The sequence below is a fragment of the Collinsella sp. AM13-34 genome (assembly GCF_003473055.1).
In the GTDB taxonomy this organism is placed as follows: Bacteria; Actinomycetota; Coriobacteriia; order Coriobacteriales; family Coriobacteriaceae; genus Collinsella.
In genome coordinates, this window is the sequence record NZ_QRLE01000001.1 from 16,836 (window position 1) to 35,545 (window position 18,710).

The window sequence follows — 18,710 nt, forward strand, 5'->3', positions numbered from 1 at the left end:
CATTTAGTTCTCCCCCTTATCCTGCTTGCCCAGATATGCCTCGATAACGGCGTCGTTGTTCTGGATTTCCTCTGCCGTGCCCTTGGCGATGACCTTACCAAAGTTGAGTACGCAGATACCCTCGCAAATATTCATGACGAGCGACATGTCGTGCTCGATAAGCATGATGGCGATGCCAAAGGTGTCGCGAATCTTAACGATGTTCTCCATGAGCTCCGCGGTCTCGGACGGGTTCATGCCGGCGGCAGGCTCGTCGAGCAGCAGCAGCTTGGGGTTGGTGGCAAGCGCGCGGACGATCTCCAGGCGGCGCTGAGCGCCGTAAGGCAGCGAGCCGGCCTGTTCGTTTGCCAGATGCTCCATATCAAAGATGGAGAGCAGCTCCATGGCACGCTCATGGGCGGCCTTCTCGTGCTTCCAGTACGTCGGCAGGCGCAGCACGCCCTCAAAACCGGAATAGCGCTCCTGGTTGTGCAGACCGACCTTGACGTTGTCCTCCACCGTCATGGTGTTGAACAGGCGGATGTTCTGGAACGTACGGGCAATGCCCATGCGGTTGACCTGGTAGACCGACTTGCCCGAGGTGTCCTCACCGTCGAGCAGGATGGTGCCGTGCGTGGGCTGATACACCTTGGTGAGCAGGTTGAAGACCGTGGTCTTTCCGGCACCGTTGGGGCCGATCAGACCGGCGATCTCGGTCTTGCCGATAGTCAGGCTATAGTCGTCGACTGCCTTAAGGCCACCGAACTCAATGCCCAGGTGGATGCACTCGAGTGCCGGGCGCTGGCCCAGATCGCGATCGGGAACGATGGCGCCAGAAGGATACGGGACCATCTTACCCTTGTTGAACTCAAATTTACTGGGCATCGGCTGCCACCTCCTTCTTGGAAGCAAAGCGGTCCTTAATGCGTGCGAAGAACGCCTTGAGCTGCGGGTTGTTGGTAAAGATCATGACCAGGATCAACACGATGGCGTAGATGAGCATGCGGTAGTCCGAGAACTGACGGAGCAGCTCGGGAAGCACCGTGAGCAACGCCGCCGCGATGACGGAACCGCGCATGTTGCCCAGGCCGCCCAGGACCACGAACACCAGAATGAGGATCGACGTGTTGAAGTCGAACTTGGTGGCGGAGAGCTGCGAGAAGTTACCGCCGAAGAGAGCTCCGGCAGCACCGGCGAGGGCAGCGGAAACCACGAAGGCGATCATGCGGTACTCGGTGACGGAGATGCCTACGGACTCGGCTGCAATCTTGTTATCGCGCACGGCCATGATGGCACGGCCGGTACGGCTGCGAACCAGGTTGAGTACAATCACGAGCGCGACCATAACCAGGATGGCGCCGGCAAGGAAGGTCGAATAGGTCGACACGCCCGATGCGCCCTGGGCACCCTTGATGATGGCGGTGCCGTCCTCAAGCAGGTGCAGGTCGTCGATCGTAGAGTTGCCCGTGATGTTAAAGATCACGTGCAGACCGCGGGAATCGACGCCCACAATGAGGCAGGTGACGATCTCTTTGATGATCTCGCCAAAGGCCAGCGTCACGATAGCCAGGTAATCGCCGCTCAGGCGAAGGACCGGGATGCCGATCAAGAAGCCCAGGATGGCGGCAGCGATAGCGCCGACCACAATGCTGATGATCAGGCGCATCGGATCGGACGGAACGGCGCTCTCCAGCGCGACGGCGGTAACGATGCCCGTATAGGCGCCGACACTCATAAAGCCCGCGTGGCCCAGCGACAAGTCGCCCGCAATACCGACGACGAGGTTGAGCGAGATGGCCATAACGATGTAGGCCGTGATGGGAACCAGCTGACCGGCGATCATGCGCGGGATCATATGGTTGGACTGCATAAAGAACACGATGGCGAATGCCACGATGCACATGGCGTACGTGACAAAGTCGTGACGCGTCTGCTTGTCTTTAAGGAACTTCATAACGCTCACCTACACCTTCTCGGGGACGTACTTGCCCAAGAGGCCGGCAGGCTTGACGAGCAGGACGATAATCAAAACACCAAAGACGATGGAGTTGGCAAGGCTCGTGGAAATGTAAGCCTGAGCCATCGCCTCGATGATGCCGATGAGAATACCGCCGACAAAGGCACCGGGGATGGAGCCGATGCCGCCGAAAACGGCAGCGTCGAAGGCCTTGATGCCAGGCATGGCGCCCGTGGTGGGCTGCAACACCGGCGAGTAGGAGCACAGGAGCACGCCGGCGATGGCGGCAAGGGCAGAGCCGATGGCAAACGTCATCGAGATGGTGCGGTTGACGTTGATGCCCATGAGCTGAGCGGCGGCCTTGTCCTCGGACACGGCGCGCATGGCCTTGCCCATCTTGGTCTTACCTGTAAAGAACATCAGGCCGGCCATGATAACCAGGCAGGCGACGATGGTGACGAGCGAGACGGCGCTTACGTTAAACTTGGCCAAGAACTCCGGCACCTGGAAGGTGACGAGCGAAGTAAAGTTCTTGGGCGTGGCGCCCCACAGGAGCTGCGCGGCGTTCTGCAGGAAGTAGGACACGCCGATGGCCGTGATCAGAACGGCCAGCGGGCCCGCCTGACGCAGCGGCTTGTATGCCAGACCCTCGATGAGAACACCGAGAACCGTGCAGACCACACAAGAGAGAATTACAGATGCCCAGCCCGGGAGGCCGAGATACGACGTGGCGCAGAACGAGACATAGGCACCGACCATGATGACGTCGCCGTGAGCGAAGTTGAGCATCTTGGCGATACCGTAGACCATGGTGTAGCCCAACGCGATGATGGCGTAGACGCTGCCCATGGACAGGCCGTTGACCAGGTATTGGATAAAGACCGTCATGTTCCACATCCCCCTTTCGAATAGGTTTCCAGTTGATGTATGAAACAGGGACGTTACATCGTCCCTAGATACCAAGCAAGCAGGGAAGGCCAAAACCTCCCCTGCTTGGGATCAAAACCGCTCTATGTAAGGCGGCCTATTAGGCCTGTACGTACTTGCCGTCGGTAATGACGTACGCCGTCGGGTCCTTCTGGACCTGACCCTTGTCGTTCCAGGAGAGCTTGCCAGTCAGGCCGTCAACAGTAATCTTGAGCATAGCCTCGGGAAGCTTCTCGGCAACCTCGGTGGGGTCGGCGTCGACGCCCAGGCCGGCCTCCTTAAGAGCCTCGACCACAGCATGCACGCCGTCGTAGGCGTCGGCGGCAAACTGGTCGGGGGTATCGCCGTACTTATCCTTGTAAGCGTTGACGAAGTCGGCATTCTTCTCGTCGTCGGCGGAGAACGGGGTCATGAGCAGCAGACCCTCGGCAAGAGAGGTGTCGAAGCCCTCAACGCCCAGGATGCCGTCCATGCCGTCGCAGCCCATCATCTTGACGTCGTAGCCCATGTCCTTGGCGTTCTTGAGCAGGACGGACGCCGGCGTGTAGTAGATCGGCGCAAAGATCATGGTGGCGCCTGCCTGCTTGGCCTTGGTCAGCTGGTTGGTAAAGCTCGTGGCGGAGTCGTCCTTAAAGGTCTCCTCGTCGACAATCTCAAGCTTAGACTTAGCGGCCTGGGCCTTAAAGGAATCTGCGATGCCCGAAGAATAGGCGTCGCCGGAGTTATAGAACAGCACGAACTTCTCGTTCGCATACTTCTCTGCCAGGAACTTGGCAGCGTTGACACCTTGGTTGGGGTCGGTAAAGCAAACCTGGAAGACGCAATCCTTGCCCTTGGTAACGTCCTCGGAGGACGCGGACGGGGTGATCATGAACGTCTCGGGGTCGTTGCCGCACTCGGCGGCAACGGCGACCGACGCACCCGTGGTGGTCGGACCGACGAGGGCCTGCATGCCCCAGTCGAGCAGGGTGTTGAAGGCGTTGACGGCCTTCTCGCCGTCCGCCTGGTCGTCCTCGGCCTTGCTGACAAGCGGCAGCTCCTTAGTCGAGAAATCCTTGCAGCCAAGCTCGACAGCCTGTGTAACGGACTTGCCGTAGGACGCGTTGGCGCCGGTCAGCGGGCCGATGGTGCCGATCTTAAACGAAGCGTCGCCCGACGCGGAACCGCTGTCGCCGCCGTTGGAGGAGCAGCCAGCTAGAATGGACATCGCCCCCAGACCTGCTGCGCTCGCGATAACGCTCCTGCGATTCATAACAGGGTTCAATGACTTACCGGTGAGGCTCGACATGCGGCTCTCCTCTCAAATCTCGTCGGGTTTCGGTTACCCGACAGGCCATCCTTCGCCGTGTTCGGCGTTCGCAAAATACTAGACGCTTTAGTTAAGGAAAGCGGCGATTATTTCAACTTTTCTTTGGATTTGTTCGTTTATCCATAATTCTGCGTATTTCTATTACTTTATGCAGTAATGCCACTTTATTGTGTGAAAGTAATGTTTCCGTTCTGTTACAGGCGTCCCTGCCCTGAATAAAACGGCCTCACCGGTCGCGCTTTATGCGCACTTAGGCGGCGATGTACTTGCCGTCCTGAATCACATAGGCTGTGGCGGGCTTTTCGACCTGGCCCTTGTCGTTCCACGTCAGCTCGCCCGTCAGGCCCTCGATCTTGATCTTGCGCATGGCGTGGGCAAGGTCGTCGGCAATATCGGCACCGTCAGCCGTAATGTCGATGCCCGCTTTATCGATAGCCTCGGCAATCGCATGGACGCAGTCATAGGCATCGGCGGCAAACTGATTGGGCGTCTCGTCGTAGGCGTCCTTATAGGCCTTGACGAAGTCGGCGTTCTTCTCATCGTCAGCAGAGAACGGGGTCATGAGCAGCACGCCCTCGGCAAGAGAGGTATCGAAGCCCTCAACGGAGAGCAGGCCGTCCATGCCGTCGGTGCCCATAAGCGTCATGTCGTATCCCATGTCCTTGGCGTTCTTGAGCAAAACGGACGCCGGCGTGTAATAGATCGGAGCAAAGATAAGCGTGGCGCCGGCCTCCTTGGCCTTGGTGAGCTGGTTGGTAAAGCTCGTGGAGGAGTCGTCCTTAAAGGTCTCGGTATCGACGACATCAAGTTTGGACTCCTTGGCCTGCTCGGCAAAGGCATCGGCAACACCCGAGCTGTACGTATCGCCGGAGTTGTAGAACAGGGCGATCTTGGCGTCTGCATACTTCTCGGCCAAGAACTTCGCGGCGCTGGCACCCATGGTGGGATCGGTGAAGCAAACCTGAAAGACCGTTGTCTTATCCTTGGTCACGTCGAGCGACGAGGCCGAAGGCGTGACCATGAGCATATCGTCGGCAATCTCGCCCGAGACGGCGACGGCAGCACCGGTGGTGACGGGGCCGACGAGCGCCTGCATGCCCCAGTCGCACAACGTATTGAAGGCGTTGATGGCCTTCTCGCCGTCGGCGACATCGTCCTCGGACTTAAGCGAGAGTTTGAGGTCCTTGGTCGAGAAATCCTTGGCGGCAAGCTTGGCACCCTTCTCGGCCGAAACGCCATAGGTTGCCGCGGCGCCGGTCAGAGGGCCGATGACACCGATCTTGAAGGTCTTGCCGTCATCGGCGGAGCCGCCGTCCGAGCCACCCGACGAACAACCAGCGAGTGCCGCGGTGCTGCCGAGCGCCGCGGCGCCGGCGAGAAAGTTCCTTCGGCTGAGCGTGCTGTTGATGTTGAACATGGTGTCCCCCTTTTTCGCTGGCCGCAGTGCGGTCGTCTTGCGGTACGGGGCAAACCTTATGGCGCAAACGTTGACAGTTTGTTACGGAGTTCCGTTTGTAGCGAGCATGTTTCCAATGTTTCCGCAGCGTTTCGGGGGTGCCGTTTTGTGCGACTCCTGTTGCCTGGCGAGCACGCGCCCTCGGTTCACGCTAGAATGCACTCAACCTTTAAGCGGTTAATCCATCCATAAGATGCACGAAGGAGCTATCTATGAGCGAATCCCTGCGCACCGTGAACGTCGGTCTGATCGGTCTGGGAACCGTCGGCGGCGGCGTGGCCCGTCTGATCAAGAGCCACCACGATGAGTACCTGGCAGCCTACGGCATCGACCTTAAGCTGACCCGCGCCTGCGCGCTTGCCTGGGAGCAGGCCGAGGCAGCCGGTATTGAGCACGAGGCCTTTACGAGTGACTGGCATGACGTCGTCACCGACCCCGCCGTCGACATCGTCGTCGAGCTGATTGGCGGCGAGCACCCCGCGACCGAGATCTTCACCACCGCCTTTGAGCACGGCAAGCACGTCGTCTCTGCCAACAAGGCCCTGCTGGGCCGCCATGTCGAGACGCTCGCCGAGAAGGCGCGCGCGTGCGGCGTGCAGATTAAGTGCGAGGCCAGCTGCGGCGGCGGCATCCCCATCGTGAGCACGCTCGAGCACGACCTGGTGGGCAACAAGATCCTGACCATCGCCGGCATTCTCAACGGTACCACCAACTATATCCTGTCGCGCATGGACGCCGAGGGCGCCGATTACGCCGACGTACTTGCCGACGCACAGGCCAAGGGCTATGCCGAGGCCGACCCGTCCGCCGACGTCGACGGCTTCGATGCCGCCAGCAAGACGGCCATCCTCGCCTCCATCGGCTTTGGCACCCGCGTTACCACCGATGATGTGTACCAGCAGGGTATCCGCACCATCGGCGCCGAGGACATCGCCCAGGCCCGCGAGCTCGGCTACACCATCAAGCTGCTCGGCATCGCCCGCAACACCGACGCTGGCGTCGACGTTCGCGTGCATCCCACGCTGATCCCCGCAGACCATATGCTTGCCAAGGTCAACGGCGCCATGAACGCCGTCTACGTGGTAGGCGACGCCGTGGGCGAGACCATGTTCTACGGCGCGGGCGCAGGCTCCTTCCCCACCGCGAGCGCCGTCGTGGGCGATATCCTGTCGCTCTCCGAGCAGATCAGCCGCGGCGTGGCTCCGCTGCCCGAGATTGAGCCCTATGGCCACAACCTCACCTTTAAGCCCATGGACGAGCTCCAGACCAAGTACTATGTGCGCCTGAAGGTCGCCGACCGCGTGGGCGCCCTGTCCGAGACAGTCGACATCTTTGCCAAGCACAACATCTCGATCTCGCTCATCAACCAGGTCGAGGACGGCAAGTCGGGCGTCAGTGATGCCTGCTCGGTCATCTTCCTGACGCACCGCGCGCTCGAGAAGGACGTCCAAGCCGCCGCCGCCGAGCTTGCCGGCGTCGACTGCGTGGCCGAGGTCGCCAACGTCCTGCGCATCGAGGACGTCGAGGCCTGGACCGAAGGCGTTATGGCGAACTAGCCCAACGCTCGCCTAGCAATACGCGCCTTGAGGGCTCCCGTCCGATGTGGGACGGGAGCCCTTTTGTCACCTGCCCTAAGCATAACGGCAGAGCATATTTGCGCGAGCCGCTCATCGGTAACGCGGGCTACCGTTCACCGATATGCAAACGCGGCCGATTCCGACTACCGCTACGCTGTGCTGCGAATGTCCGCCCGCGATGAGAGGAAGCACCATGTTGCTCGAGGGCAAGAAAGCAATCATCACCGGAGGCACACGCGGTATCGGCTATGCCATCGCCTGCCGTTTTATCGAGGAAGGCGCTGCCGTCACCGTCTTTGGCTCGCGCCAAGAGACTGCCGACACGGCCGTTGAGAAGCTGACAGCCGCCTATCCCGACGCCAAGGTCTGGGGTCGCTCCTGCGATCTCACCTCGCTCGAGGCCGTGACTGAGGCCTTTACGCAGACTGCAGCCGACATGGGCGGCTTGGACACGGTCGTCAACAATGCCGGTATCTCCCAGCGTTCACCCCTCTTGGACTACACGGCCGAGGAGTTCGCAAAGGTCATGGACCTTAACGTCGTCGCCGTCTTTAATGGCCACCAGGCTGCCGCCAAGATCATGACCGAGGCCGGCCACGGCGGCACCATCACTACCACAAGCTCGATGGTCGCCAAGTACGGCCAGCCCTCCGGCGTCGGTTACCCCACGTCCAAGTTTGCCGTCAACGGTATGGTCCAGTCGCTCTCGCGCGAGCTCGCTCCCATGGGCATCCGCGTCAACGCCGTCGCCCCCGGCGTGACTAAGACCGACATGGTCGCCAACCTGCCCGAAGAGGTCATCAAGCCCATCATCGCCACCATTCCGCTGGGTCGCATGGGCGAGCCCGAGGATGTCGCCAACGCCTTTGTTTTCCTGGCGAGCGACATGTCCTCCTATGTCACGGGCGCCGTGCTCCCCGTCGACGGAGCCGCCCGCTCCTAAGGAGCCACAAGCTTTGGCTTCAAGCTTCAACATAGCTCAACCAAAAAGGCGCGCCGTCTGAATCAACTGCAGACAGCGCGCCTTCTCCTGTTATGAAAGGGAAACTATGTCCCAGTATTTCGGATCAGAACGGGGCACGGTTTCCCCCAGGACCTCCTTGCGGAAACTGCATCCCACTCTGAGCGCCCATTCCGGGACACAGCTTCCCAACGGCCCCCGTTTCGGAAACCACATCCCGTTCCGAGCCTTCAAAGCGGGACGCGGCTTCCCCGAGAAAGTATCGACTACTTACCGTCGTCGTCTTCGGCTTCTTCGCGCGCATAGAGCTCCAGCATGCGGCGGCGGTATTCGCGCACAGCGAGCTTGGCGCGCTCCAGGCGGCGGCGCTCACGCGGAGTCAGCTCGGACGGGTCGACCTCGTCTCCATAGGTCTTATCGGCAAGCAGGTGTGCCGCGTCCACGATGCGGGCATCGATGTGGCCGCTCGCCGCCTCGGCGGAAAGACGCTCGGCAATCGTATCGAGCGTAGGCAGGCCCTCGAATACGCGACCATGGCCATGCGAGGTCAGCAGCTCGTGCTCGCGCGCGAGCAAGCTCGCTAGGTCGTGGTGGGCGCGCAAGATGTCGAGCGCATCGGATGGATGCTCGGCAACCTCTGCCACGGCGGCGACCGGTGCGGCATCCACCACGCGGTAGAAGAGCTGCGCGAGCAATGGCATCAAGAACACCGTGATGGCACCGGCGGCAACCATGACCGACGCAATATCTTGCGACAGTGCGCCCGCGTTGACGGCAACGCTCGTAACGGCAACGATGATCGGCAGCGCCGTGGTGCAGTACAGGGCCACGGTAATGCGACCATACGCCGACACATCGCGCGTCGCAGGACAAATGCTCATGGAAATAAGAATGGGCACGGCACGAATAATCAACAACGCCACGATAAAGCCCACGAGCAGACCCGGGCGCGACGCCACGGCCGTCAGATCGATCTTTGCGCCCGATACGGTAAAGAACACCGGAATCAAAAAACCGTAGGCCAGACCGTCGAGCTTGGTCTCGAGCGTATGGTTGCCCTCGGGGATGATATAGCGCAGGACAAAGCCGGCGGCAAAAGAACCCAACACGATGTCGAGATCAAAGACAGCCGAGAATGCCACGAGCGTGACCAGGATGAGCACCGTCAGGCGCACGAAGGTCTGCGACGTGGTATCGGCGCGCTCCTCAACAAATGCAAAGAAGCGGCTGCCGACGCGCTTGGAGCGGCTCGGGACCACGGCCAGCAACACGCAAACCACCGCAAACAAGCCAAGGATAACGAGCGTTTGGATGCCAGTGCGGGCAGACAACAGCACCGACATGGCGAGCACGGGACCGAGCTCGCCCCAAGTGCCATACGCGAGAATCGAGTCGCCCACGCGCGTGCCGGTGAGCGAGCGCTCACGCATGATGGGCACAAGCGTACCGAGCGCCGTCGAAGTGAGGGCAAGCGTCACGGCGATACCGTCGAAATGACTGACTGAGAACCACGGGGTAAAGCGCACGGCAAGCCAGGCGATACAAAATGTGACGACCCACGTCGCCAAGCCGTAGCGCCCCTCGACGCCCGTGATGCTCTTGGGGTCGATCTCAAAGCCGGCAAGCAGGAACAAAAAGGCCAGGCCCAGCTCGGACACAAGCGAGACCTCAGCATCCACATGGATGACGCCGAGCATATGGGGTCCCAGTACCGCGCCGAGCACGAGCAAAAAGACCGTCTCGGGAACGGGTTTTCCGGGAATCGCCGAGGCGATAAAAGGACTCGCAAAGGCCACGAGTGCGATGATGGCGAGCGAAACGAATGCCATGTGATGCCTTTCTCTTGTTTGCGCTTCACTGTAGCACCCTCGCCGTCCTCAACGCGCCGCGAGCTGTCGTATCATAGTGAGGTTTACAAACATGTGGCTCAAGGCGACCGCAGGGCAGACCCCGCAAACCGACCGCTGCCGCATACCGTACCGTACGCCCAACCGATCAGGAAGGCAGGAACCAATGGTCTCTCGTATCTACGTGGAGAAGAAACCCGGGTTCGACGTCGAGGCTCAGCAGCTCAAGGGCGAGCTGACCGAAATTCTCGGCATCAAGGGCATCGAGGCCCTGAGGATTATCAACCGCTACGACGTCGAGGGCATCGACAAGGAGCTTTTCCGGTCCTGCGTGCCGACCGTCTTTAGCGAGCCCCAGGTCGATGTGACCTACGACGAGCTCCCCGCAAGCGATGGCGCCGTCTTTGCCGTCGAATTCCTGCCTGGCCAGTTTGACCAGCGCGCCGACTCCGCCAGCGAGTGCGTGCAGCTCATCAGCCAGGGCGAGCGCCCCGCCGTGCGCTCCGCCAAGGTCTATATGATCTCGGGCGCTCTGGACGAGGCCGCCATTGATGCCATCAAGCACTACGTGGTGAACCCCGTCGAGGCGCGCATCGCCTCGCTCGACCTGCCCGAGACGCTGTACATGGAGACCCCCGAGCCCCAGCCCGTCGAGGTGCTCGACGGTTTCCGCGAGCTCGACGAAGCCGGCCTTGCCGCCTTTATTTCCGAGCGCGGCCTTGCCATGGACGAGGCGGACATCGCCTTCTGCCAGCAGTACTTCCGCGATGAGGATCGCGACCCCACCATCACCGAGATCCGCGTGATCGACACCTACTGGTCCGATCACTGCCGCCACACCACCTTCGGCACCGTCCTGGACGACGTGACGATCGACGACGCCGTGGTGCAGCAGGCCTTCGACCGCTACATGGAGATGCGCCACGAACTCGGTCGCGACACCAAGCCCGTCTGCCTCATGGACATGGGCACCATCGGCGCCAAGTACCTCAAGAAGACCGGCGTCATGACCGATGTCGACGAGTCCGAGGAGATCAACGCCTGCACCGTCAAGGTGAAGGTCGATGTCGACGGCGAGGACCAGGACTGGCTGTTCCTCTTTAAGAACGAGACCCACAACCACCCGACCGAGATCGAGCCCTTCGGCGGTGCCGCCACCTGCGTGGGCGGTGCCATCCGCGACCCGCTGTCGGGCCGCAGCTACGTGTACCAGGCCATGCGTGTCACCGGCGCCGGCGACCCCACCGTCCCCGTGTCCGAGACGCTCGAGGGCAAGCTGCCGCAGCGTAAGCTCGTGACCACTGCTGCCGCCGGCTACTCCAGCTACGGCAACCAGATCGGCCTTGCCACCGGTCAGGTCAACGAACTCTATCACCCCGGCTACGTCGCCAAGCGCATGGAGGTCGGCGCCGTCGTGGGCGCTACCCCGGCAAACCACGTGCGTCGCGAGTGCCCCGCCCCCACCGACAAGATCATCCTGTTGGGCGGCCGCACCGGCCGTGACGGCATCGGCGGTGCCACCGGCTCCTCCAAGACCCAGAACACCGAGTCCATCGAGACATCGGGCGCCGAGGTCCAGAAGGGCAACGCCCCGGTCGAGCGCAAGCTGCAGCGCCTGTTCCGCCGCGGCGATGCCTGCCGTCTGATCAAGCGCTGCAACGACTTTGGCGCCGGCGGTGTCTCGGTCGCCGTAGGCGAGCTTGCCGACGGCCTGTATGTCGACCTTGATACCGTGACCAAGAAGTACGACGGTCTTGACGGCACCGAGCTCGCCATCTCTGAATCCCAGGAACGCATGGCCTGCGCCGTCGCCGACGGTGACGTCGAGGAGTTCATGGGCTACGCCGCCGAGGAGAACCTCGAGGCGACCGTTATCGCCGAGGTTACCGCCGAGCCGCGCATGCGCATGGCCTGGAACGGCGTCGCCATCGTCGATCTGTCCCGCGAGTTCCTCAACTCCAACGGTGCGCCCAAGCACCAGGTCGCCCACGTCTGCGCCCGCAGTGTGTGGCAGCCCAGCTGGGCCGGTACCACGCTCGCCGAGCGCATGACCTCGCTCGTCACCGACCTCAACGTCGCTTCCAACAAGGGCCTTTCCGAGCGCTTCGACTCCACCATCGGCGCCGCGACCGTGCTCATGCCCTTTGGCGGCAAGACGCAGCTCACCCCAAGCTCGGCCATGGTCGCCAAGTTCCCCGTGGACGGCGAGACCACCACGGCGAGCGCCATGGCATGGGGCTTCAACCCCTATCTGATGGAGGCCGACCAGTTTGCGGGCGCCTACCTGTCCGTGGTCGAGTCCATCGCCAAGCTCGTTGCCGCCGGCTTTGAGCACAAGCGCACCTACCTCTCCTTCCAGGAGTACTTCGAGCGCCTGCGCACCGAGGCCGAGCGCTGGGGCAAGCCCATGGCTGCCGTCCTGGGTGCCCTTATGGCCCAGGTCGACCTGGGTGCCGGCGCCATCGGCGGCAAGGACTCCATGAGCGGTTCGTTTGAGGACGAGGCCGGCGAGCTCAACGTTCCGCCGACCCTGATCAGCTTCGCCGTCGCCGTGGGCAAGGCCGCCCGCGCCGTCTCGCCCGAGTTCAAGGGCCTCACGCACCGCGTCGTCCGCATCGCCCCCGCCACCTATGGCGAGGACTACCGCCCCGATGCTCAGCAGCTGCTCGCCGCGTTTGACGCCGTCGAGGCGCTCACTGCTACCGGCAACGCCCTGGCCATCTCCACGCCCGGCTACGGCTGCGGCGCCGAGAGCCTCTTTAAGATGTGCGTCGGTAACCAGATCGGTATCGAGCTTGCCGAGGATGTAGACGTGGAGAGCCTCTTCACCCCGCTCTACGGCAGCTTTATTGTCGAGCTCGCCGAGGATGCCGAGCTGCCCGAGGTCGCCGACGGCGTTGTCGTCGAGCCCCTGGGCACCACCGTCGAGGGCTATGTCATCGACACCGGTTCCGAAGTCATCGAGCTCTCCGAGCTCCAGGAGGCCTGGGAGAGCGGCATCGAGGGCGTCTTCACCTACCGCAGCGCCGGCGAGACCCCCGAGGTCGAGACCATCGACTTCCGCGCCAAGGATATCCACGTGTACGGCGGCGCCAAGATCGCCCGCCCGCGCGTGATCATCCCCGTGTTCCCCGGCAACAACTGCGAGTACGACAGCGCCCGCGCCTTCCGTGCCGCCGGTGCCGAGGCCGACACCTTCGTGATCAACAACCTCACGCCCGAGGCCGTCGCCGAGAGCACCCACGAGCTTGCCCGCCGCATCCGTGCAAGCCAGATCGTTATGATCCCCGGCGGCTTCTCGGGCGGCGACGAGCCCGACGGCTCTGCCAAGTTCATCACGGCGTTCTTCCGCGCTCCCGAGGTCACCGAGGCAGTCCGCGACCTGCTCAAGGCCCGCGATGGCCTGATGCTGGGCATCTGCAACGGCTTCCAGGCCCTGATCAAGCTCGGCCTGGTGCCCTACGGCGACATCGTCGACGCCACGCCCGATGCGCCCACGTTGACGTTCAACACCATCGGTCGCCACCAGAGCCGTCTGGTGCGCACCCGCATCTCGTCCAACTTGTCCCCGTGGCTGTCGCAGTGCAGCCTGGACGACCCCTACACCGTCGCCATCAGCCACGGCGAGGGCCGCTTTGTCGCCAATGACGAAGTGCTCGCCCAGCTGATCGCCAACGGCCAGGTCGCCACGCAGTACGTGGGCGAGAACGGCAAGCCCAGCATGGATCTCTCCGTCAACCCCAACGGCTCCGCACTCGCCATCGAGGGCATCACGAGCCCCGACGGCCGCGTCCTGGGCAAGATGGGCCATGCCGAGCGTCGCGGCGACAACCTGTACCGCAACGTGCCCGAGCATGTCCCCGGCGATAAGTTCATGCCGATCTTTGAGAGCGGCGTGGCCTACTTCGCTTAAACCTTTCCCATCGGGTACAATCCCTTCGGGTAACAACACCCGCCACCGACACATCCGGTGGCGGGTTCTTTTTTGCTTCGCGCATGCAGGAAGGACATCATGGAAAGCCGCAAGCCGTATCTCGCCACCCTGCCCGGACTCATCCTGGGCTGTCTTGTTTGCTGTGCACTCTGGGGATCGGCCTTTCCCTGCATCAAGATCGGCTACGCACTCTTTGGTATCCCGGCGCACGATAGTGCCTCGCAGCTGCTCTTTGCGGGCTTGCGCTTCACGCTTGCCGGCGCCCTGGTTATCGTTGGGATGAGTGCGGCCCAACGCCGCCCCCTCATTCCGCAGGCTCGCGACATCAAGCCCATCTTTGTCTTGTCGCTCTTCCAGACTATCGGGCAGTACTTCTTTTTCTATCTGGGCCTCTCGCGCGCCAGCGCCATGTCGAGCTCCATCATCGAGGCCAGCGCCAACTTCCTCGCAATCCTCTTTGCCGCCCTGGCATTTCACACCGAGAAGCTCAATACGGCCAAGGTGCTTGGCTGTGCGCTGGGCTTTGCCGGCGTCGCGCTCGTCAACCTCTCGGGCGCAGATGGCACCTTTGGCTTCAGGCTCGATGGCGAGGGCTTTATCCTAGCCTCCACTGTCGCGGGTGCTCTTTCGACCTGCCTGATCGGCATCTTCTCGCGCAAGCACGACGGCGTCTTGCTTGCCGGGTGGCAGTTCTTGGTCGGCGGCCTGGTCCTCACCGCCATCGGCTTTTTGATGGGTGGCGCGCTCTCCCCCACGGCGATTGTCCCCGCCATCGTGCTCATCATCTACATGGCGCTTATCTCCGCGGTCGCCTACTCGCTGTGGTCGCGCCTGCTTGCTGTCAACCCCGTCAGCCGCGTCTCGGTCTTTGGGTTTATGAACCCGGTCTTTGGCGTACTGCTGAGCGCACTGCTGCTTGGCGAGGGCGCCGGCACGAGCCCCGTTACCGTCATCGTTGCCCTGCTCTTGGTCTGCAGCGGCATCATCATCGTCAACAAACCCAAAAAAGCCTAGAGAGCTCACCTTTTTAGGGAGAGCCTTCACACATTTTAGCTTAATGGAATGCACTGGTTCTCGTTGATTTCGCACCGAGTCGCGGCGGCAGACGCCCGTCTTGCCGCACCGCGCCTGGGCATTATGACCGGTGGCCCCCACAAACGCAAAAGGGGCGCACGACCATCGCAACGGTCGTGTGCCCCTTTTCCTAGCGTATCTGAACGCCGGCTTTCTTCTTCTCGCGCTTTACGCGGTAGAGCTCCGCGTCGGCAGCACGAAGCAAGTCTTGCCAGGTATCGACGCCATCACCAACCCGTGCGTAGCCGATGGACATCCGCAACAGATACGAAACCTCGGCGCGCGCGAGCTCATCGTTGATTGTCGCGCACAGATGCATGATATCCTGTTCCGCCACTGCCTTTTGGAGCACCACGAACTCATCGCCACCATAACGTGCGATAAAGCCGCCAGACGCCGAGCAGACTTCTTTGAGCGCAGCGGATATGACCTGAAGAGCGTGGTCGCCCTCCACATGCCCATAGCGATCGTTAATCTGCTTAAAGCCGTCGGCGTCCATCATAAGCAGATATACATCTTCGGCCTGATCCACATTTGAGAAGAGCGACAGCATATAGGTCTCAAAACGGTTGCGATTGTTAAGTCCAGTCAACGGGTCGGTCGAGATGAGCTGCTCCTGGTAGATGATGTAGAGCAGCAACATGCTAATCATTATGCCGACACAAAGGCCGGGCACCGAGTATACGACCTGAAAGGTACCGCCCACCAGGGCCGGAATGGCGAAAAATGCCAAGGTTCGATAGATGGCCTTCGTCTGCAGGCTCTCGACCCTGTGAGATTGCACAAATGCATGCAGGGACGTATGTATAACGTAACAGTAGCTGACGATGGGCTGGATCATATAGGCAAAGCCGCGACGATACACGCCCTGCGAATCGATATAGAACAGGGCGTGCGTCCAGTAACTGGTAAACGCCAGCACGACCACCAGAGCCGTAGGCAACGCTACAAGCACCACCCTATAGCGCGAGGTCAAAAGGCGAGAACCCTGCACCGTCTCGGAATAGATAAACCAAATGAGACACGCGATAGCAAAGAGCGAAAACGAAACCGCGTTGGAAATCCAGTTGGCAGCAATGCCCAACGTGCCGTCCACACCGTCCGAAAGCGTCCAGATCATATCGAATAATATGTACGCGGCAGAGGTGTAGCCAAGCATGCTAAACAATAGCTGCTGGGTGCTCGAGAACAAGGAGCGACGACTTCGCACGGCAAGCCCGATAAGAACAATCATGCATAGCACGAATATCTCAATCTTGAGTGCCTTAACCACTAGCGCCATCCCTTCAATACCCAAGTGGTCAGAATCGCCCAATTCGAATCAGGGCAATAAACACCCCTTTACTCCGCAGGGGTAAAGGGGATAATAGCAGAGCGCCCGAACATCACTGCAAAACAGTTTCTGTTCGGGCGCCCATACGGCGCGAATTGCACACGCCGGCATCATTGATGGGTATCGATTGCTACTCGCCATCGATGTCAGTCGCGACGGCCTCCTCTATGGCCTCGACACCGACAGGCGACAGATCCTCCTTGCCTTGGCAGAACTTCTTGTCGACCCAGCCAGTCAGAATCGGAGCCATGATCGCCGTGATGATAACGGCGGTGGCGATCTGCGCATACGCGGTGGGCGCAAGCTCGGCATAGCGCGGCGCGACCTCAGCAAGAGCAACCGGCGTGGTCATAGCCGTGCCGGCGATGGTGGAGCAAGCAACGGCGGCCTTGCCGTTGCCGCCGCACAAGCGCTCGAAGGCAAAGGTGATGGGGCCAACGATAAAGAGGGTGATGAGGCCCAGAAGGATGCCCGAGATGCCGCCGGTGATGAAGCTCGAAAGACTCATGGACGCACCGAGCTGAAATCCGATGACGGCAATCGCGGGATTGGCACCGGGAACCAGCAGGTTCTTGATAAACGGGAACAGGTTGCCCAGAACCATGCCAATAACGAGTGGCAAGATGGAGCCGATAATGGTGCCAATGGGAATGTTGGCGAGGCCGGAAACACCGAGGATGATCATCGTGACGGCGGGGCCAGCCGTAAAGAACAGGATACCGACGGCGCCCTGCTCGGACTCATCGCCGAACTCGCCCATGACGCCCGTATAGAGCGCCATGTTGCAAAACGTGATGCCGCCGATGATAGACACGGAGCTCAGACCCAGGAAGTTGTCGTTAAAGAAATATGCCACGCCCAGGCCGAGAGCCGCTGCGACGACCAGCTTGGGGATCAGCACGACGATACCGGTCTTGATGGCACCCGGCGTGGACTTAAAGCTGATGCCGGCGCCCACAAACAGCAGGATCGCGGCGACGATGGTATTGGAGCCACCGCGGCAGGCAGCCGTAAAGAAGCCGCCGATCTCAAAAACCTGCGGGCAGAAGGTGTTGAGCAAAAGACCGACGATCATCGGATAGATCATGATGTCGCCCGGGATGCGCGGGACCTTGAATTTCTTTTGCTCGCTGGCGGTCGCTTCCTGTGCCATGAAACCCCCATTTCCGCTGACGGGATACAAAAGCCCACGTCACGCTTTGCTACAGTAAAGTTTGACCATGGTACCAGAAGAAATAGACCAGCTCGGTGAAAAATCCGACGAGTTGGGATGGAACGAGATTCGGCGCCCGCGACGCCACCCCTATATAAGGCTCAAGACAATATAGAGTACGATGCCCGAGACGCAGCACCACAGCATCGATTTTGTCTTGACCGCCACGACCACGACGCCGGCGGCCGCAATCCAGGGAACCAAGGCAGGCCAGAGTCCCGCGTCGAACGCGCCGGGGCTCACCAAGTCGTTGGCGACCAGCGCGGCAAAGGCGGCGGGCGGGATATAGCCCAGGGCCTCGGTAATGCGGGGCGACAGGGTCCGCCCGCGCAAGGCGAACGCCGGCGCGATGCGAAAGAACGCGATAGCAGCCCACGACGACAGCCACAGAACCAAGAACTCGTTAACGGGCATCGCGGGCACCTCTTCCGTCAAATACAGCATCGCACGCCAACGCAATGGCAATGCCGGCCACGACGCTTGCCGGCACGGCAATATTCGTGAGGCCCAAGAACTTGCATACGGCGACGGACACCGCGCCCGAAACCGCCGCGACAACGTTGCCGCGCGACAGCCGCTGCGAAAAGAGCAGGCAGATAAAGAGCGAGGTGCAGACAAAGGCTGCAATGGCGGTGGGAACATCGACAACGGCGCCGACGATGGCGCCCATCGTACACGAAACGCCCCATGTTGCGATGAGAATCACGTTGAGCACGAAGGACTCGCGCGGGCCCCAATCCTCCCCTTCAACCAACTTGGCAAGCGAGATGCCATATGCCTCCTCGGTAAGTGTCGCGGCAACAGCCAGCGTCTGACGCTTCGAGGCACCCGTCAGATGCGGCGCGATCGATGCCGAGTAAAGCGCAAAGCGCGAGGAGATGGCAGCAACGCTCGCGACGATCGATGCTGCAGGCACGCCCGCCAGCCAAAGATTGCAGATCATAAACTGGCCGCTGCCCGTCACAAACGTGCTGCTCAGAGCAAAGACCATCCAGGGCTCCATTCCCGTCTGCCCCATGATCATTCCGCACGGCGCGCCTATTGCAATATAGGTAAGCATCACTGGCCAGACGATTTTAAAGATCCTAAGGACCATGCCACTCCCATTCTGGTAAGTCGTCTGCAGCGCGCCTTGCAACGCAG

General features: G+C 61.2%; 14 protein-coding genes. 4 read left to right on the forward strand and 10 right to left on the reverse strand.

All coding sequences use genetic code 11. The features are described from left to right. Positions 1–3: 3 nt before the first annotated feature. From DW151_RS00090 to DW151_RS00110, 5 genes are all read right to left on the reverse strand, one after another. A complete protein-coding gene (locus DW151_RS00090; protein ID WP_118333888.1) occupies positions 4–864 on the reverse strand; it encodes an ABC transporter ATP-binding protein in 861 nt (286 codons plus the stop codon). Next, positions 854–1,933 (reverse strand): branched-chain amino acid ABC transporter permease, encoded by a 1,080-nt coding sequence (locus DW151_RS00095; RefSeq protein WP_117640571.1) that lies wholly within the window; start codon positions 1,931–1,933, stop codon positions 854–856. The genes DW151_RS00090 and DW151_RS00095 overlap by 11 nt, the downstream gene beginning before the upstream one ends. A gap of 9 nt (positions 1,934–1,942) precedes the next feature. Further along, entirely contained in the window at positions 1,943–2,824 is an 882-nt protein-coding gene (locus DW151_RS00100; RefSeq protein ID WP_117582912.1) for a branched-chain amino acid ABC transporter permease, read from the reverse strand. Between the two features lie 139 nt (positions 2,825–2,963). Continuing rightward, entirely contained in the window at positions 2,964–4,151 is a 1,188-nt protein-coding gene (locus DW151_RS00105; RefSeq protein ID WP_117637819.1) for an ABC transporter substrate-binding protein, read from the reverse strand. Positions 4,152–4,422: 271 nt separating this feature from the next. Further along, positions 4,423–5,589, reverse strand: coding sequence for an ABC transporter substrate-binding protein (locus tag DW151_RS00110; RefSeq protein WP_118333890.1), 1,167 nt, complete (start codon positions 5,587–5,589; stop codon positions 4,423–4,425). 251 nt (positions 5,590–5,840) lie between these two features. Between DW151_RS00110 and DW151_RS00115 the strand changes: the two genes are divergently transcribed. After that, positions 5,841–7,184, forward strand: coding sequence for a homoserine dehydrogenase (locus DW151_RS00115; RefSeq protein ID WP_118333891.1), 1,344 nt, complete (start codon positions 5,841–5,843; stop codon positions 7,182–7,184). A gap of 214 nt (positions 7,185–7,398) precedes the next feature. Further along, a complete protein-coding gene (locus DW151_RS00120; RefSeq protein ID WP_117645711.1) occupies positions 7,399–8,148 on the forward strand; it encodes an SDR family NAD(P)-dependent oxidoreductase in 750 nt (249 codons plus the stop codon). A 284-nt stretch (positions 8,149–8,432) separates the two neighbouring features. Here the strand turns inward: DW151_RS00120 and DW151_RS00125 are convergent, their stop codons facing one another. Continuing rightward, entirely contained in the window at positions 8,433–9,995 is a 1,563-nt protein-coding gene (locus tag DW151_RS00125; protein ID WP_118333893.1) for a cation:proton antiporter, read from the reverse strand. 184 nt (positions 9,996–10,179) lie between these two features. Between DW151_RS00125 and DW151_RS00130 the strand changes: the two genes are divergently transcribed. Further along, positions 10,180–13,926, forward strand: a complete 3,747-nt coding sequence (locus tag DW151_RS00130; protein ID WP_117790665.1) for a phosphoribosylformylglycinamidine synthase — start codon at positions 10,180–10,182, stop codon at positions 13,924–13,926. Positions 13,927–14,025: 99 nt separating this feature from the next. Further along, entirely contained in the window at positions 14,026–14,961 is a 936-nt protein-coding gene (locus DW151_RS00135; RefSeq protein WP_117582905.1) for a DMT family transporter, read from the forward strand. Positions 14,962–15,151: 190 nt separating this feature from the next. On the opposite strand, the gene DW151_RS00140 is transcribed toward DW151_RS00135, so the two are convergent. The 4 genes from DW151_RS00140 to DW151_RS00155 all read right to left on the reverse strand — a co-directional run bounded on the left by DW151_RS00140 (position 15,152) and on the right by DW151_RS00155 (position 18,663). After that, on the reverse strand, positions 15,152–16,294 hold the full coding sequence (locus DW151_RS00140) for a diguanylate cyclase (RefSeq protein ID WP_158571628.1): 1,143 nt from the start codon (positions 16,292–16,294) through the stop codon (positions 15,152–15,154). A gap of 190 nt (positions 16,295–16,484) precedes the next feature. Continuing rightward, complete coding sequence (locus tag DW151_RS00145) at positions 16,485–17,507, reverse strand: 2-keto-3-deoxygluconate permease (RefSeq protein ID WP_118333896.1); 1,023 nt, start codon at positions 17,505–17,507, stop codon at positions 16,485–16,487. Between the two features lie 150 nt (positions 17,508–17,657). After that, on the reverse strand, positions 17,658–17,981 hold the full coding sequence (locus DW151_RS00150) for an AzlD domain-containing protein (RefSeq protein WP_035137063.1): 324 nt from the start codon (positions 17,979–17,981) through the stop codon (positions 17,658–17,660). After that, positions 17,971–18,663: an AzlC family ABC transporter permease gene (locus DW151_RS00155; RefSeq protein ID WP_117776078.1), complete on the reverse strand. Its 693-nt coding sequence runs from the start codon at positions 18,661–18,663 to the stop codon at positions 17,971–17,973. The genes DW151_RS00150 and DW151_RS00155 overlap by 11 nt, the downstream gene beginning before the upstream one ends. Positions 18,664–18,710: the final 47 nt, after the last annotated feature.

What these genes read in the sequence shown, in the direction of transcription:
- DW151_RS00115 (WP_118333891.1), top strand. Translation starts at nt 5,841, where the DNA reads ATGAGCGAATCCCTGCGCACCGTGAACGTCGGTCTGATCGGTCTGGGA.
- DW151_RS00130 (WP_117790665.1), top strand. Translation starts at nt 10,180, where the DNA reads ATGGTCTCTCGTATCTACGTGGAGAAGAAACCCGGGTTCGACGTCGAG.
- DW151_RS00090 (WP_118333888.1), bottom strand. Translation starts at nt 864, where the DNA reads ATGCCCAGTAAATTTGAGTTCAACAAGGGTAAGATGGTCCCGTATCCT.
- DW151_RS00100 (WP_117582912.1), bottom strand. Translation starts at nt 2,824, where the DNA reads ATGACGGTCTTTATCCAATACCTGGTCAACGGCCTGTCCATGGGCAGC.
- DW151_RS00135 (WP_117582905.1), top strand. Translation starts at nt 14,026, where the DNA reads ATGGAAAGCCGCAAGCCGTATCTCGCCACCCTGCCCGGACTCATCCTG.
- DW151_RS00105 (WP_117637819.1), bottom strand. Translation starts at nt 4,151, where the DNA reads ATGTCGAGCCTCACCGGTAAGTCATTGAACCCTGTTATGAATCGCAGG.
- DW151_RS00120 (WP_117645711.1), top strand. Translation starts at nt 7,399, where the DNA reads ATGTTGCTCGAGGGCAAGAAAGCAATCATCACCGGAGGCACACGCGGT.
- DW151_RS00155 (WP_117776078.1), bottom strand. Translation starts at nt 18,663, where the DNA reads ATGGTCCTTAGGATCTTTAAAATCGTCTGGCCAGTGATGCTTACCTAT.
- DW151_RS00095 (WP_117640571.1), bottom strand. Translation starts at nt 1,933, where the DNA reads ATGAAGTTCCTTAAAGACAAGCAGACGCGTCACGACTTTGTCACGTAC.
- DW151_RS00145 (WP_118333896.1), bottom strand. Translation starts at nt 17,507, where the DNA reads ATGGCACAGGAAGCGACCGCCAGCGAGCAAAAGAAATTCAAGGTCCCG.
- DW151_RS00150 (WP_035137063.1), bottom strand. Translation starts at nt 17,981, where the DNA reads ATGCCCGTTAACGAGTTCTTGGTTCTGTGGCTGTCGTCGTGGGCTGCT.
- DW151_RS00125 (WP_118333893.1), bottom strand. Translation starts at nt 9,995, where the DNA reads ATGGCATTCGTTTCGCTCGCCATCATCGCACTCGTGGCCTTTGCGAGT.
- DW151_RS00110 (WP_118333890.1), bottom strand. Translation starts at nt 5,589, where the DNA reads ATGTTCAACATCAACAGCACGCTCAGCCGAAGGAACTTTCTCGCCGGC.